Here is a 13,592-nt window from a genome sequence, read left to right on the forward strand (position 1 = left end):
CGGCAGGCGCAGATGCAGGCTGGAAAATAGAGGGGCGGCAATGACACGGAAACTGAGCAAGGGCGCAGTCGCGCTGGTGACGGCTCTGACGATCTCGGTCCCTGCGGGGCTGTTGGTGCCGCAACCCGCTGCGGCTTATGTCTTCAACGATGTGCGGATCGAAGGGACGCAAAGGGTCGATCCGGCCACGGTGCTGTCCTATGCCAATATCGCGCGCGGCCAGGACGTTTCGGCGGGAGAGTTGAACGACGCGTTGCAGCGTTTGCAGAATTCCGGCCTGTTCGAGACGGTCGAGGTGGATCCGCAGGGCGGGGTTCTGGTCATCAGGGTCAGCGAATACCCGACCATCAACCAGATCAGCTTCGAGGGCAATCGCCGGATCAAGGACGATCAGCTTGCGCAGGTCGTGCAAAGCCAGTCGCGTAGGGTCTATGAGCCGTCGCAGGCCCTGACCGACGCCTCGAACATCGCGCAGGCCTATGCGACGGAGGGGCGGCTCGCGGCGCGTGTCGATCCCAAGATCATCCGCCGCAGCGACAATCGCGTCGATCTGGTCTTCGAGATCCGCGAAGGCGACCTGACCGAGATCGAGCGGATCAGTTTCTCGGGCAACCGGGCCTATTCGGATCGCCGCTTGCGCCAGGTTCTGCAAACCAAGCAGGCCGGTATCCTGCGCACGCTCATTCGCCGCGACACTTTCGCCCCCGAACGTATCCCGCTGGACGAGAGCCTGCTGACCGATTTCTACCGGTCGCGCGGTTACGCCGATTTCAAGGTGCAGGGGATCGCGTCCGAGATCACCCGCGAACGCGACGCGTTCTACATCACCTTCAATATCCAGGAAGGTCCGCGTTACCGCTTTGCCCGCATCGATACGGTGTCCGAGATCCCGGGCGTTGATGCCTCGGCCTTCGCGGCACAGAACCGGGTCGGGCGCGGCGATTACTACAACCCGGCCGCCATCGACAACACCATCCGCCGGATGGAGACCGTGGCGATCCAGCAAGGGCTGAACTTCGTCAATATCGAGCCGAGGGTGACGCGCAATCCCTCGAACCAGACGCTTGATCTGGTCTTTGCCCTGACCCGCGGCCCGCGCGTCTTCGTCGAGCGGATCGATATCGAGGGCAACACGACGACGCGGGACGAGGTGATCCGCCGCCAGTTCACGACGGTCGAAGGCGACCCGTTCAACCCGCGCGAAATCCGCAACGCGGCCGAGCGTATCCGTGCATTGGGTTATTTCTCCGATGCGCAGGTTGATAGCCGGCCGGGAACCAGCGAAGAACAGGTCGTCGTCGATGTGAACGTGGAAGAGCAGCCGACGGGCTCGCTTTCCTTCGGTGCGTCCTATGGCGTCAATTCCGGCGTCGGGCTGAACGCATCGCTGACCGAGTCGAATTTCCTGGGACGTGGCCAGACCGTCGGTCTGAGCATCGCGACGGCCAAGGATGACCGGCAGGCTTCGTTCAACTTCGTCGAGCCCTATTTCCTGGGCCGTGACCTGCGTTTCCGGTTCAATACCTGGTATAACGAGACCGAAAACCTCAATTCGGATTACGATACCCGTTCCATCGGCATCGCGCCTTCGATCGAGTTTCCGGTTTCGGCGAATGGCCGACTGGAACTGCGCTATCGCCTGTCCGAGGAAAAGCTGGACAATGTGGATGAGGGAAGTTCCCAGATCCTGATGGATGAAGCGGAAGGCGGGGCACGGCTGAGCTCGGGATTCGGCTATACCTATAGATGGGACACCAGGATCACCGGGCTTGACCCGCTGACCAGCTACAAGCTGGAATTCTCGCAGGACTTTGCAGGGGCTGGCGGCGATGTGAAAAGCGTCACCACCACCGCTTTGGCCGGGATCGAGAGCAATGCTTGGCGCGAAGAGGTGACCCTGCGGGCCGAGATCGAGGCGGGTGCCGTTCACGCCTATGGCGATTACGAGACATGGATCCTCGACCGTTTCCGGGGCGGCAACAAGATTCGCGGGTTCGAGCCCAACGGAATCGGCCCGCGTGACCTGGCCGCGCCTAACGAGGATGGCCTGGGCGGCAACTATTACTGGGCCGCGCGCGCCGAGGCGCAGTTCCCCCTTGGCCTGCCCGAGGAATATGGCATCACCGGCGGTCTCTTTGCCGATGTCGGCTCGATCTGGGGGCTCGACAATACCGTGGGCACTGACGGTAATGTCGTTGATGACGACATGTATGTGCGTGCCGCCGTCGGCGCCTCGATTTTCTGGACAACACCGATCGGACCTCTGCGTTTCAACTTTTCCAAGGCGCTGCGCAAGGAAGACTATGACGAGGAACAGAGCTTCGATCTGACCATCTCGACAAGGTTCTGATGCCACGCCTTCTTCGCATGATCGCGGCGGTCTGGCTGGCTTGTGCCTGCCTGATCGCCGGATCCGCCGTTTCGGCGCAGGAACTGACGGATGACCTCGCACCCACCGAGCCGCCGAGTGCCGAGCAACTGCCCAATCGAACCATCGAGACGGGGGGCGAGATTCCGCAGGATATGGGCGCGCCGGTTCTGACCGTGGACCAGGAACAGCTGTTTGCCGGATCGGCATGGGGACAGCGCGCGAAGGCGGAGCTGGAAGAGGAAGGCGGCAAGATCGAGGCCGAAAACGAGCGGCTCGCGCAGCAACTCTCTGACGAGGAGGCGGAACTGACCCGCAAGCGCGAGACGACGGATCCGGCGGAGTTCCGAAAGCTTGCCGAGGCATTCGATGCCCGCGCCACCGAGATCCGCCGGGAACGGGCGCAGATCGTGCAAGAGTTGAGCGCCCGGAACGATGCCGAACGCAACAATTTCTTTCAGGCGGCATTGCCGATCATGGGAGAGGTGATGCAGCGCCGTGGTGCGGTTGTCGTGCTCGACCGGCGAACCGTGTTCGTCTCGTTGAGCGCCATCGACATTACCGAGGAACTGATCGCCGAACTGGACAAGCGCATCGGCGAAGGCCCCGCAGCGGCAACCGGCGATGAGGTGCCGGAACAGGGTGACAGCGGCGATTAGGGAAGCTGTGCGATCCTTTCGCCGAGCAGGGCGAACAGCCCGTCGCGGTCCAGGTGCCGGATGAACAGCGCATTCGCGGGGCGGTCACTGACACGCCACCAATCCGCGACGGTCATGCCGGTAGTGAATTCGCCCTGCGTTTCGATCTCGACATTGATTTCCCGTCCCTCGAACAATTCGGGGCGGATCAGCCACGCGATGGTGCAGGGATCATGCAGCGGTGCGCCCTCGCTGCCGTATTTCTCGCGGTCGAAGCGTTCGAAGAAATCGGTCCAACTGGCGACGGCAGGACCGCACCGGTTGGGCAGGGCGCGCATCGCATCGACCCAATCACGCGAGGTCAGCGCCTCATGCGTGGCGTCCAGCGGCAGCACGACCAGGGGCACGCCCGAGGCGAAGACCGCCTGTGCGGCCTCGGGATCGACATAGATATTGAACTCCGCCGCCGGGGTGATGTTGCCGACCTCGAAATAGGCGCCGCCCATCAACACGATCCGTTTCACGCGGGGGATGATGTCGGGCGCGCGCTCGAAGGCGGTGGCGATATTGGTCAGCGGCCCGATCGGCACCAGCGTGACGCTGCCCTCGGGATGCTGCCGCAGGGTCTCGATGATGAAATCGACCGCATGCAGGGATTGCAGCGGGATCGAGGGCGCGGGCAGTTCGATCCCGTCAAGGCCGGTCTTGCCATGTACATGCTCTGCCGTGACCAGCTTGCGCTTGATCGGCACCTCGCAACCCGCGTGAACCGGCACGTCATGCCGTCCGGCCAGCTCAACGATCTTGCGCGCGTTCACCTCGGTCAGCGGTAACGGCACATTTCCGGCGACAGCGGTGATGCCCAGCACCTCCAGTTCGGGACTGGCCAATGCAAGCAGGATCGCGACGGCGTCGTCCTGTCCGGGATCGGTATCGATGATGATTTTCTGCGTCATGATTATCCCTCGCTTTCAACAAGTTCTGCGCGGCGATGCGAAGAGGTGCAACCGGAAAACCGGATTCCGGTGAAATCCGGCCGTCCACGGAACTCCGTCCCTGCGCGGTTGCCGAGGACATTACAGAAAACGTGATCCCCGAATGCCCGATTTTCTGTTACACTATAAGTGCCTAGGTGTGAGATATGCCTGTGCCGCGCATTCCCGATGCCTAGACGCAGCGCATAAGGGAGACTTGAACATGGACCATACAATCGGAAACCCGGCCTCATGGGTGGCGCGCCATGTGATTGCCACGTTTTCCCATTTCGGTGTCATGATACGAACCATCGGGGGCGACAAGGAGGAATCGAAGCCGATCATCCGGACATTGACCATGGGTGACCTGCGCGACGCGCTCGCGCAAGGCTATGACGATTTCAAGACTTTTCGTTCCGACGTGATCACCGTTTGCACGCTTTACCCGATCATAGGCGTTTGCCTGGCCTTCATGGCATTCCAGGGCAGCCTGTTTCACCTTGTCGTTCCGCTGATCTCGGGCTTTGCCCTGCTTGGGCCGGTCGCGTCGGTCGGCATGTATGAAATGAGCAGGCGCCGAGAAGCGGGGGAAGAAACCAACTGGTTCGCCATTTTCGAGGTTATCCGATCCCCCGGGATCGGGGCGATCGTCGTGCTTGCCGTGATATGCTTCGCGATCTTCGCGGCCTGGCTGGGGCTTGCCCATGTCATCTATCTGCTGACCATCGGCACATGGCCACCGGAAAGCATCGGCTCCTTCCTGGCTGACGTGTTCGGCACCGGAGCGGGCTGGACGATGATGATCGTGGGAACGGCGGTGGGCTTTGTCTTTGCCCTTCTGGTGCTGATGACGGTTATCGTGTCCTTCCCCCTGCTGCTGGAGCGTAATGTCGGCGTGGTGACCGCCGTCATGACCTCGGTGCGGGTGGTGATCGCCAACCCGGTCACGACCATGGCCTGGGGGCTGATCGTGGCGGTGTCGCTGGTGATCGGATCACTGCCCTTATTGCTGGGGCTGAGCGTCGTGCTGCCCATCCTGGGGCATGCCACATGGTATCTCTATCGCAAGGCGGTGGTCTGAGAGACCGCGTGCCTGATCCTGCGTAATTGACCCGAGGGGCGGTGTTCACAATGGCGGAATATCGCCCCCGGCCCGCATCGCGTGAAATCCGGCGACGAAATCGTCCAGCCGCCCTTCGGCGATGGCATCGCGCAGCCCAGCCATGAGTTCCTGGTAGTAATGCAGGTTATGCCAGGTCAAGAGCATGCCCGAGATCATCTCTCCGGCCCGGAACACGTGATGCAGATAGGCGCGGGAATAGCTGCGGCAGGCCGGGCATGAGCAATTCTCGTCCAGCGGGCGCGGATCGTCCTGGTGGCGGGCATTCTTGATATTGATCTGACCGCGCCGCGTCCATGCCTGCCCGGTCCGTCCCGAGCGCGAGGGCAGCACGCAATCCATCATGTCCACCCCGCGCTGAACCGCGCCGACGATATCGTCGGGCTTGCCCACCCCCATCAGGTAGCGCGGCTTGTCCTTGGGCAGGAGACCGGGGGCATAGTCGAGCACGCCGAACATCGCCTCCTGTCCCTCACCGACGGCCAGCCCGCCGATGGCATAGCCGTCGAAACCGATCCCGGTCAGGGCCTGTGCCGATTCCTCGCGCAATTCGCGGGTCACGCCGCCCTGCATGATGCCGAAGAGCGCGTGACCGGGGCGGTCTCCGAAAGCGTCGCGCGACCGTTGCGCCCAACGCATCGACAGGCGCATGGACCGGGCCACATCCTCTGGGGTGGCGGGCAGGGCGGGGCATTCGTCGAAGGCCATCACGATATCCGAGCCCAGGAGGTTCTGGATCTCCATGCTGCGCTCGGGCGTCAGCACATGGCGCGAGCCATCGATATGGCTGGCGAAGGTGACGCCTTCCTCGGTCAGCTTGCGCAAGGGGCCGAGGCTCATGACCTGGAAGCCGCCCGAGTCGGTCAGGATCGGCCGTTGCCAGTTCATGAAGTCATGCAGCCCGCCCAAGCGCGCGACACGCTCGGCGCCGGGGCGCAGCATCAGGTGATAGGTATTGCCCAGCAGGATGTCGGCCCCGGTTTCGCGCACCGATTCCGGCAGCATCGCCTTGACCGTCGCGGCGGTGCCCACGGGCATGAAGGCGGGGGTGCGGATCTCGCCCCTTGGCGTATGGATGATGCCGCTGCGGGCGTGGCCGTCGCGGGCATTCAGCGTAAAGGAAAAGCGGTCGGACATGATCGGGTCTGCTTTGTCTGGAACCGCCCGCCCTTAGCCGCTTTGGCCCGCAAAGGCAATCTGGCCCGGGCTGGACCGATGCCACCCCATGCCCTATATAATCGAGTGAAATGGACAGGAACGCGTTATGACCGAACCGATGATGGAAGGGGCTCCGCTGATCGCGCCCTCGAGCACAGATCACCCGCTTTACGAATCCGTGGTCGAGGCGTGCAAGACCGTCTACGACCCCGAGATCCCGGTGAATATCTATGACCTGGGGTTGATCTACACGATCGACATCAGTGACACGAACGCGGTTCGGGTAATCATGACGCTCACCGCGCCCGGTTGCCCGGTGGCGGGAGAGATGCCGGGATGGGTCGCCGACGCGGTCGAACCCTTGCCGGGCGTGAAACAGGTCGATGTCGAGATGACCTTCCAGCCGCAATGGGGCATGGACATGATGTCGGACGAGGCGCGGCTGGAACTGGGCTTCATGTAGAACGCGCCCTTGCCGCCCGGTGGCGGCGATGGCGGGGGGCTGTCTGCCCCCCCGGACGCCCGATGGGCGTCTCCCCCCCGAGGATATTTTCCTGAAGAAGAAGCAGCCAGAGCTGGTCACACCTTGAGACGAGGCGGGCGAGGCCTTATCTTTCAGGGCAGCGAGACAGGAAGGTTCGATCATGTTTGGGATTCCCGGCGCATCTCCGGTGACCATGACCCCCGCGGCAGAGCGGCAGATTGCCCGGCTGATGGCCGGCAAACAGGCTTATGGCCTGCGCATCGGGCTGAAAAAGGGCGGCTGCGCGGGGATGGAATACACGATGGAACTGGCCGAGACGCCCGAGGCGAACGAAGAAGTGATCGAGCAGGGTGCGGCGCGGGTGATGATTGCCCCGATGGCGCAGATGTTCCTGTTCGGGACCGAGATCGATTACGAGACCGGGCTGCTGGAATCGGGTTTCCGGTTCCGCAATCCGAATGTCACCGATAGCTGCGGCTGCGGTGAATCGGTGCGGTTCGAGCCGCTGGAAGGCAGCCGCGCCCAGCCCTGATCCCGCCCGGCCAGGGGCCGGTTGCGGCGCTATCATGATTGCACCCCGGTGCCGTTCCTCTTAATCCGTGGCCTGCAACGGATCAGGAGGATGATGATGGCGCCGCGTAAACTGGCCGCAGGAAACTGGAAGATGAATGGCGATCTCGCCGCGCTGGCAGAGCTGGATCTGTTGCGTGAAGCGCATCCGGAGCCCGGCTGCGAGGTGCTGATCTGCCCTCCGGCACTATTGATCCATCCGATGAAGGCGCGCTTGGGGGCCCATGCGACGGCGGTGGGCGGGCAGGATTGCCATGCCAATGCGTCGGGGGCGCATACCGGGGATATTTCGGCCTCGCAATTGAAGGATGCCGGCGCGACCTATGTGATCCTCGGCCATTCCGAGCGCCGCGCCGATCATGGCGAGACGGATGCCGATGTGGCGGCCAAGGCGGCGGCGGCGCATGGCGCGGAGCTGACCGCGATCATCTGCGTGGGCGAAACCGAGGCGCAGCGCGATGCGGGCGAGACGCTTGCCGTGATCGGAGCGCAACTCGCGGGATCGTTGCCCGAGGGGGCGAGCGCGGCCAATACCGTCATCGCCTATGAGCCTGTCTGGGCCATCGGAACCGGCCGCACCCCGACCGAAGCGCAGATTGCCGAGGTTCACGCCTTCATGCGCGAGCGGATACAGGACCGCGTCGGTGATGCGGACGAGGCGCGGCTGCTCTATGGCGGCAGCGTCAAGCCCGCGAATGCCGCCGAGATCTTTGCCCTCCCGCATGTGGATGGTGCGCTGGTCGGCGGCGCCAGCCTGAAAGCCGCGGATTTCGGAGCGATCATTTCGGCGCTGGAAGCGGCCCGATAGGCGGATTTTCGGGCTTTTGCCCGGAAGCGATGGCGGGGAAGGGCGGGCGAGCCCTTTCCATCCGGTTCGCTTGGGCGTATGTCTGCGCTGTTGGCGGACGAACCGCCCAGTTCAGAAAGAGCCAAATGAGCCAGCAAATCAACACGATTACCCGTACCGAGGATCTTGCCCGCTTTGTCGAGATCGCGAAATCCGCCCCCTATGTCACCGTCGATACCGAATTCCTGCGTGAACGGACTTATTGGTCGAAACTCTGCCTGATCCAATTGGCCATTCCGCCCGCCTCGACCGCGAAGGAACCGGGGGGCGAGGCCGTTCTGGTCGATCCCCTGGCCGAGGGGTTGTCGCTGGAACCGCTTTATGACCTGTTCCGCCACAAATCCACGGTGAAGGTGTTCCACGCCGCGCGCCAGGATCTGGAAATCTTCTTCCATGATGCGGAACTGTTTCCCGAACCGCTTTTCGACACTCAGGTCGCGGCCATGGTATGCGGTTTCGGCGAACAGGTCGGATACGAGACGCTGGTGCGCAAGATCGCCCATGCCAGCCTGGACAAATCCTCGCGCTTTACCGATTGGTCGCGCAGGCCGCTATCGGATGCGCAGAAATCCTATGCCTTGGCCGATGTGACCCATTTGCGGGTCATCTACGAATTCCTGTCAGGGGAGCTTGCCCGGAACCACCGGGAAAGCTGGCTGGCCGAGGAGATCGCTGTTCTCGAAGACCCCGAGACCTATATCACCCGCCCGGAAGATGCCTGGCAGAAGGTGCGAACGCGCACCAATTCACCGCGCTTCCTGGCGCTTCTGCGCGAATTGGCCCGGTTCCGCGAAACCTATGCGCAAGAGCGCGATATCCCCCGGTCGCGCGTGTTCAAGGATGACGCGATGATCGAGCTTGCCTCGACCAAGCCGGCCAGCGAAAGCGATCTGGGGCGATCCCGGCTCTTGCTGCGCGAGGCGCGCAAAGGCGATATCGCCGCAGGGATACTGGCGGCGGTGAAGGCGGGGCTTGAGGCGCGCGAATTGCCGCAGCCCAGGAAGGAAACCCCCGGCAAGCCGGGAAATGCGGCGCTGTCCGATCTCTTGCGCGTGCTGTTGAAGGCCAAGGCGGATGAGGCTGGGGTTGCGCCCAAGCTGATCGCCTCTTCTTCGGATCTCGATGCGATCGCCACCGGAGAGCGGGACTTGCCCGCGTTGAAGGGCTGGCGGGCGGAAGTGTTCGGGCAGGATGCATTGCGGCTGGCCACGGGCGAAATCGCGCTCTCGGCCGGCAATGGCCAGGTTCGTGTCGTCCCGGCGGGTTGACAGCATGCGTGAACGGATCAGCCTGGGCCGCGTCTATCCCGAAGATTGCGATGCGATCGTCGAGGCGATGCGAAATCCCGAGATGAGCCGCTGGCTGACCTCGATCCCGCAGCCCTACGAGTTCGGCGATGCGGCCCAGTTCGTCGCCGAGGCGGGTGCGGAGGAATATGCGATTCGCGTCGATGGCGAGTTGGCGGGAATGCTGCGTGTCGCCGACAGTTTCGGCATCTGGATCGCATCGCGTTTCCAGCGCCAGGGCATTGCCCTGCGCGCCGCCGTGTTGGGACTCAGCCGCTGTTTTCTGGCCGGGTCAGAGGGGATCGACGCGGTTTACCTGAATGGCAATCATCGCTCGGAAATGCTGTTGTCGCGGTTGGGGTTTCGCGCGAAAGGGCAGGTCACCGCCTGGTCGCGCGCCCTGGCGAAGGAACTGCCCGCCACCTCGCTGCATCTGGCGCGGGCGGATTTCGCGGCGCGGCATGGGATTGCGCTGGATACCCCGCGTCTGAGAATCGACGGGTTCCGGCCCAGTGACCTGGCCGACCTGCACCGCATCGTGACCCGCCCCGAGGTTGCCCGTATGCTGCTGCGCTTTGCCCCGGACATGAGCTTGCAGGAAGTTGCGCCGATCTTCACCAAGGAGGCTCTCGTGCCCCCGATGCGGCTGGTGATTCGCCATCAGGGCCGGGTGGCGGGATCGGTCGGGATGCTGCCCGGCGATGTGCCCTCGATCGTTTATTTCCTCGACCCGTCCCTGGCCGGAAATGGGCTGGGGCAAGAGGCCGTCAGCGCATTCGTGAATGAATATCTGTTGCGCTTCGATCCGCCCGAATTGCAGGCCGAGGTATTCGACGACAATCCCGCATCCGCCCGGATCCTGCGCAACCTGGGATTCCAGCGCGTCGAGGACATAGCTTGTCCATCGCTTGGCCGCGAGGCTGCGGCGCCAGCCGGTATCTATCGCTGGCGGCGCAGCCACTGACCCTGTGAAACAGGCGGTTACGGCGGGTCTGGATCGGCTGGAAAGGACGGTTGCAGGATCTCTCCGCCAGGGATGACCGGTGTGAATTTCGTCCCGTCCAGGTCGAAGCGCTGCGGCCTGACGCCGACGGTTCCCTGTGAAACCAGGCAACCAAGCGCCCGGGTCACATCGTCGAGATCGGATTTCAGCGGCAGGAGCAGCATGTTCCCTCGTATTCCCGAAGATCCGGGGACGGATTGGGAGGAGAGTTGCATCTCTGCGATCTGCGGTGCGCGGAACACGGTTTCCGTCACCTCGGACACCCGCTTGCGCGACACGCGATTGATCAGCGAGCAAAGCGGCATCCCGCGCAGTTCCATCCCCATCAGATCGACCAGATGCTGCCCCACCAGCCGGAAGCGGGCCATTCCCGGGGCCAGCCGCTCGACCAGGAAGGCATAGTCCAGCACCCTGGATATGGCATCCGCCGAGACATCCGCGCGCAGGGGGACCGATCCATTGCGGCGTAGCCCTTGCCAGTATTCGCGCATCTCCGCCATGATGCAGCCGGCACTGGGCCGCTTGGAATCCACGATATACAGGATGTTGCCGGTCTGCGTAATGCGATACCTGTTCGTCTGTTTTTCCACGTCGAATCTGTCCGGTAGGTCACAATATGCGTCATGATATGCGGGTGGCCCGATACCGCGTTCCACGTTCCGCAATCACATCATCAGGTTACGGCCATGACCTGCCGCCGCCGAGTCATTTCCTAACAGATGGTTAAGGCGCGATCCGGACCTGTTCCGACCGGATCCGGGCTTGACCCATCGCGGGTGCTGGTCCATCCCATCCCCGAAACTGGCCGCAGAGGATAACGCCGATGGATCGTACCGGGTTGCTGATCATCCTGTCATCGCCTTCCGGCGCCGGCAAAACCACGCTGGCGCGGCGCCTGATGGAATGGGATCCGGCGCTCGGCTTTTCCGTCTCGGCCACGACCCGCCCTCCGCGCGCGGGCGAGGTGGACGGGCAGCATTACCATTTCACCTCTCTGGAAGAATTCCGGGCCATGATCGAGGCGGACCAGATGCTGGAACATGCCGAGGTTTTCGGCAATTTCTACGGCAGCCCGCGCGGGCCGGTCGAGATCGCCATGCGCGAGGGGCGTGATACGCTTTTCGACGTGGACTGGCAGGGCGGGCAGCAAATCCGGGCATCCGCGCTTGGCGGGCATGTGGTCTCGATCTTCGTGCTGCCGCCCTCCCTGTCCGAGCTGGAGCGGCGGCTTCGCGCCCGGGGACAGGACAGCGACAAGGTGATCGAGGGGCGGATGGAGAAAAGCCGGGCCGAGATCAGCCATTGGGCCGAATACGACTATGTGCTGGTCAATGACGATCTGGACGAGACCGAGGCCCGCCTGCGCGCCATCCTCACCGCCGAGCGGCTCCGCCGTGACCGGATGGGTGGGCTGGGGGCTTTCGTCAAGGGGCTGATGGAGGAGGATCGCTGATGATCTGGGAACTGGACGGAATTGCTCCGCAACTGGCCGAAGATGCCTGGGCCGCCCCTGATGCGCAACTGACGGGGCGCGTTGTGCTGGAAGAGGGGGCCTCGGTCTGGTGGGGGGCTGTACTGCGCGGCGACAACGAGGAAATCCGGATCGGGCGGGGCAGCAATGTGCAGGATCTCTGCGTGCTGCATACCGATCCCGGTTTCCCCTTGTCGGTCGGGCCGGATTGCACGATCGGTCACCGGGCGATCCTGCATGGCTGCGAGATCGGCGAGGGGGCGCTGATCGGCATGGGCGCCACGGTGCTGAATGGCGCGAGGATCGGGGCAGGGGCGCTGATCGGGGCAGGTGCACTGATCGCCGAGGGCAAGGAAATCCCGCCCGGTGCCCTGGTCATGGGCGCTCCCGGCAAGGTCGTGCGGATGCTGGACGACGATGCGCAAGAGGGATTGCGGGCCGCCGCAGCGCGCTATCGCGACAATGCGAAACGGTATCGCGCGGGGCTCCGGCGCGTCGAATGAATGCCGAGACGCAAAGACGCGTGGCCACGTTGCTGGACGGCATCCCGATCGCCATGATGGCCGTGGATGGCAGCGCCCGGATGATCGGGGCCAATCAATCCGCCGAGGCGCTGTTCGGTTCGGGTCTCCTGGACCGGCCCTTCGTCACCGTCGTGCGCCACCCGGCGGTGGTGCAGGCGGTGGATTGGGTATTGTGGCCGGACGGTCATGACGCACCGCCGCCCGATCCCACGCTTCCCACGCCTTCCGACGGAACCGCGACCCTGCGCGCCAGCCTTGCCGCCGACGGGCGCGACATCGCCGCCGAGGTGACCGTTTCGCCGCTTCCCGCGGGGATCGGGCGGGGCGCGCTGATCGCCATCCTTGACCAGTCCGTCGCCGAAGAGGCCGAACAGATGCGCCGCGATTTCGTGGCCAATGTCAGTCATGAGCTGCGCACCCCCCTGACCGCGATGATCGGCTTTATCGAGACATTGCGCGGCCCGGCCCGCAACGATGCCAAGGCACGCGACCGTTTCCTCGACATCATGGAGCGCGAGGCGAACCGGATGAACCGGCTGGTCCATGACCTGCTGTCGCTCAGCCGCGTGCAGTCCGAGGAACGCCGCCGGCCCTCGGCCGAGGTCGATCTGCCGGGGCTGCTGCGCAGCGTCATGGCGACCATGCAGCACAGCGCCGACGAGGCCGGTGTGAGTTTCGAGACCGAAGGGCTGGACATCGACCTGAGCCTGCCCGGAGATGCCGACCAATTGGTGCAGGTGTTCCAGAACCTGATCGAGAACGCGATCAAATACGGCACCTCCGGGGGGCGGGTCCGGATCGGCTTGCAGCGGATCGCCTACGAGCCGCTGTTGCGCGGCCCCGGTTGGGCGATCCGGGTCGAGGATTTCGGCGAGGGCATCGACGAGATGCATCTGCCGCGGCTGACCGAGCGGTTCTATCGCGTCGATACGCATCGCTCGCGGGCGCAGGGCGGCACCGGGCTGGGGCTCGCCATCGTCAAGCATATCGTCAACCGCCATCGTGGCCGGCTGCGGATCACCAGCCGCAAGGGCGAGGGTAGCCGCTTTACCGTGATCCTGCCCGAGACCCTGCAACGGGGCTAATCTGTCGCAGCAGGGGCGGGAACCCTCGCCCTCGGGCGGCGCATCGCATATATACCTCGTGAAC

Annotated in this window: 14 protein-coding genes; 11 read left to right on the forward strand and 3 right to left on the reverse strand. The window is 63.8% G+C overall.

Going from position 1 to position 13,592, the window contains the following annotated elements; translation table 11 throughout:
• Positions 1-40 precede the first annotated feature (40 nt).
• Together bamA and A7A09_RS14930 are read left to right on the forward strand one after the other, a co-directional pair.
• Positions 41-2,350, forward strand: a complete 2,310-nt coding sequence (gene bamA, locus A7A09_RS14925; protein ID WP_106692138.1) for an outer membrane protein assembly factor BamA — start codon at positions 41-43, stop codon at positions 2,348-2,350.
• Positions 2,350-3,027, forward strand: a complete 678-nt coding sequence (locus tag A7A09_RS14930; RefSeq protein WP_106692139.1) for an OmpH/Skp family outer membrane protein — start codon at positions 2,350-2,352, stop codon at positions 3,025-3,027. The genes bamA and A7A09_RS14930 overlap by 1 nt, the downstream gene beginning before the upstream one ends.
• Here the strand turns inward: A7A09_RS14930 and A7A09_RS14935 are convergent.
• Positions 3,024-3,962 carry a nucleoside hydrolase gene (locus tag A7A09_RS14935; protein ID WP_106692140.1) on the reverse strand — a complete coding sequence of 313 codons (939 nt, stop codon included), beginning with the start codon at positions 3,960-3,962 and terminating at the stop codon, positions 3,024-3,026. The genes A7A09_RS14930 and A7A09_RS14935 overlap by 4 nt on opposite strands.
• Positions 3,963-4,203: 241 nt before the next feature.
• On the opposite strand from A7A09_RS14935, the gene A7A09_RS14940 reads away from it, so the two are divergent.
• Entirely contained in the window at positions 4,204-5,061 is an 858-nt protein-coding gene (locus A7A09_RS14940) for a DUF2189 domain-containing protein (RefSeq protein ID WP_106692141.1), read from the forward strand.
• A 45-nt stretch (positions 5,062-5,106) separates the two neighbouring features.
• On the opposite strand, the gene tgt is transcribed toward A7A09_RS14940, so the two are convergent.
• Positions 5,107-6,237 carry a tRNA guanosine(34) transglycosylase Tgt gene (tgt, locus tag A7A09_RS14945; protein ID WP_106692142.1) on the reverse strand — a complete coding sequence of 377 codons (1,131 nt, stop codon included), beginning with the start codon at positions 6,235-6,237 and terminating at the stop codon, positions 5,107-5,109.
• A 127-nt stretch (positions 6,238-6,364) separates the two neighbouring features.
• On the opposite strand from tgt, the gene A7A09_RS14950 reads away from it, so the two are divergent.
• The 5 genes from A7A09_RS14950 (at position 6,365) to A7A09_RS14970 (ending at position 10,409) form a co-directional block, all read left to right on the forward strand.
• Positions 6,365-6,721: an SUF system Fe-S cluster assembly protein gene (locus tag A7A09_RS14950; RefSeq protein ID WP_106692143.1), complete on the forward strand. Its 357-nt coding sequence runs from the start codon at positions 6,365-6,367 to the stop codon at positions 6,719-6,721.
• Between the two features lie 181 nt (positions 6,722-6,902).
• Positions 6,903-7,274 (forward strand): HesB/IscA family protein, encoded by a 372-nt coding sequence (locus tag A7A09_RS14955; protein WP_106692144.1) that lies wholly within the window; start codon positions 6,903-6,905, stop codon positions 7,272-7,274.
• A gap of 96 nt (positions 7,275-7,370) precedes the next feature.
• Entirely contained in the window at positions 7,371-8,120 is a 750-nt protein-coding gene (tpiA, locus tag A7A09_RS14960; protein WP_106692216.1) for a triose-phosphate isomerase, read from the forward strand.
• 137 nt (positions 8,121-8,257) lie between these two features.
• Positions 8,258-9,427, forward strand: coding sequence for a ribonuclease D (rnd, locus tag A7A09_RS14965; RefSeq protein WP_106692217.1), 1,170 nt, complete (start codon positions 8,258-8,260; stop codon positions 9,425-9,427).
• A gap of 4 nt (positions 9,428-9,431) precedes the next feature.
• Complete coding sequence (locus A7A09_RS14970; protein ID WP_170167123.1) at positions 9,432-10,409, forward strand: GNAT family N-acetyltransferase; 978 nt, start codon at positions 9,432-9,434, stop codon at positions 10,407-10,409.
• Positions 10,410-10,426: 17 nt separating this feature from the next.
• On the opposite strand, the gene A7A09_RS14975 is transcribed toward A7A09_RS14970, so the two are convergent.
• On the reverse strand, positions 10,427-11,038 hold the full coding sequence (locus A7A09_RS14975; RefSeq protein WP_106692146.1) for a PAS domain-containing protein: 612 nt from the start codon (positions 11,036-11,038) through the stop codon (positions 10,427-10,429).
• A 233-nt stretch (positions 11,039-11,271) separates the two neighbouring features.
• On the opposite strand from A7A09_RS14975, the gene gmk reads away from it, so the two are divergent.
• The 3 genes from gmk to A7A09_RS14990 are packed head-to-tail and all read left to right on the forward strand — an operon-like array spanning position 11,272 to position 13,528.
• The gene (gene gmk, locus A7A09_RS14980; RefSeq protein ID WP_106692147.1) at positions 11,272-11,901 is read left to right on the forward strand and encodes a guanylate kinase; all 630 of its coding nucleotides are present in this window, start codon (positions 11,272-11,274) and stop codon (positions 11,899-11,901) included.
• Positions 11,901-12,422, forward strand: coding sequence for a gamma carbonic anhydrase family protein (locus A7A09_RS14985; protein ID WP_106692148.1), 522 nt, complete (start codon positions 11,901-11,903; stop codon positions 12,420-12,422). The genes gmk and A7A09_RS14985 overlap by 1 nt, the downstream gene beginning before the upstream one ends.
• Positions 12,419-13,528, forward strand: a complete 1,110-nt coding sequence (locus tag A7A09_RS14990; protein WP_106692149.1) for a sensor histidine kinase — start codon at positions 12,419-12,421, stop codon at positions 13,526-13,528. Before A7A09_RS14985 ends, A7A09_RS14990 begins: the two co-directional genes overlap by 4 nt.
• Positions 13,529-13,592: the final 64 nt, after the last annotated feature.

The organism is Paracoccus methylarcula, assembly GCF_003007735.2.
GTDB lineage: Bacteria > Pseudomonadota > Alphaproteobacteria > Rhodobacterales > Rhodobacteraceae > Paracoccus > Paracoccus methylarcula.

What these genes read in the sequence shown, in the direction of transcription:
- bamA (WP_106692138.1), top strand. Translation starts at nt 41, where the DNA reads ATGACACGGAAACTGAGCAAGGGCGCAGTCGCGCTGGTGACGGCTCTG.
- A7A09_RS14930 (WP_106692139.1), top strand. Translation starts at nt 2,350, where the DNA reads ATGCCACGCCTTCTTCGCATGATCGCGGCGGTCTGGCTGGCTTGTGCC.
- A7A09_RS14935 (WP_106692140.1), bottom strand. Translation starts at nt 3,962, where the DNA reads ATGACGCAGAAAATCATCATCGATACCGATCCCGGACAGGACGACGCC.
- A7A09_RS14940 (WP_106692141.1), top strand. Translation starts at nt 4,204, where the DNA reads ATGGACCATACAATCGGAAACCCGGCCTCATGGGTGGCGCGCCATGTG.
- tgt (WP_106692142.1), bottom strand. Translation starts at nt 6,237, where the DNA reads ATGTCCGACCGCTTTTCCTTTACGCTGAATGCCCGCGACGGCCACGCC.
- A7A09_RS14950 (WP_106692143.1), top strand. Translation starts at nt 6,365, where the DNA reads ATGACCGAACCGATGATGGAAGGGGCTCCGCTGATCGCGCCCTCGAGC.
- A7A09_RS14955 (WP_106692144.1), top strand. Translation starts at nt 6,903, where the DNA reads ATGTTTGGGATTCCCGGCGCATCTCCGGTGACCATGACCCCCGCGGCA.
- tpiA (WP_106692216.1), top strand. Translation starts at nt 7,371, where the DNA reads ATGGCGCCGCGTAAACTGGCCGCAGGAAACTGGAAGATGAATGGCGAT.
- A7A09_RS14970 (WP_170167123.1), top strand. Translation starts at nt 9,432, where the DNA reads ATGCGTGAACGGATCAGCCTGGGCCGCGTCTATCCCGAAGATTGCGAT.
- gmk (WP_106692147.1), top strand. Translation starts at nt 11,272, where the DNA reads ATGGATCGTACCGGGTTGCTGATCATCCTGTCATCGCCTTCCGGCGCC.
- A7A09_RS14985 (WP_106692148.1), top strand. Translation starts at nt 11,901, where the DNA reads ATGATCTGGGAACTGGACGGAATTGCTCCGCAACTGGCCGAAGATGCC.
- A7A09_RS14990 (WP_106692149.1), top strand. Translation starts at nt 12,419, where the DNA reads ATGAATGCCGAGACGCAAAGACGCGTGGCCACGTTGCTGGACGGCATC.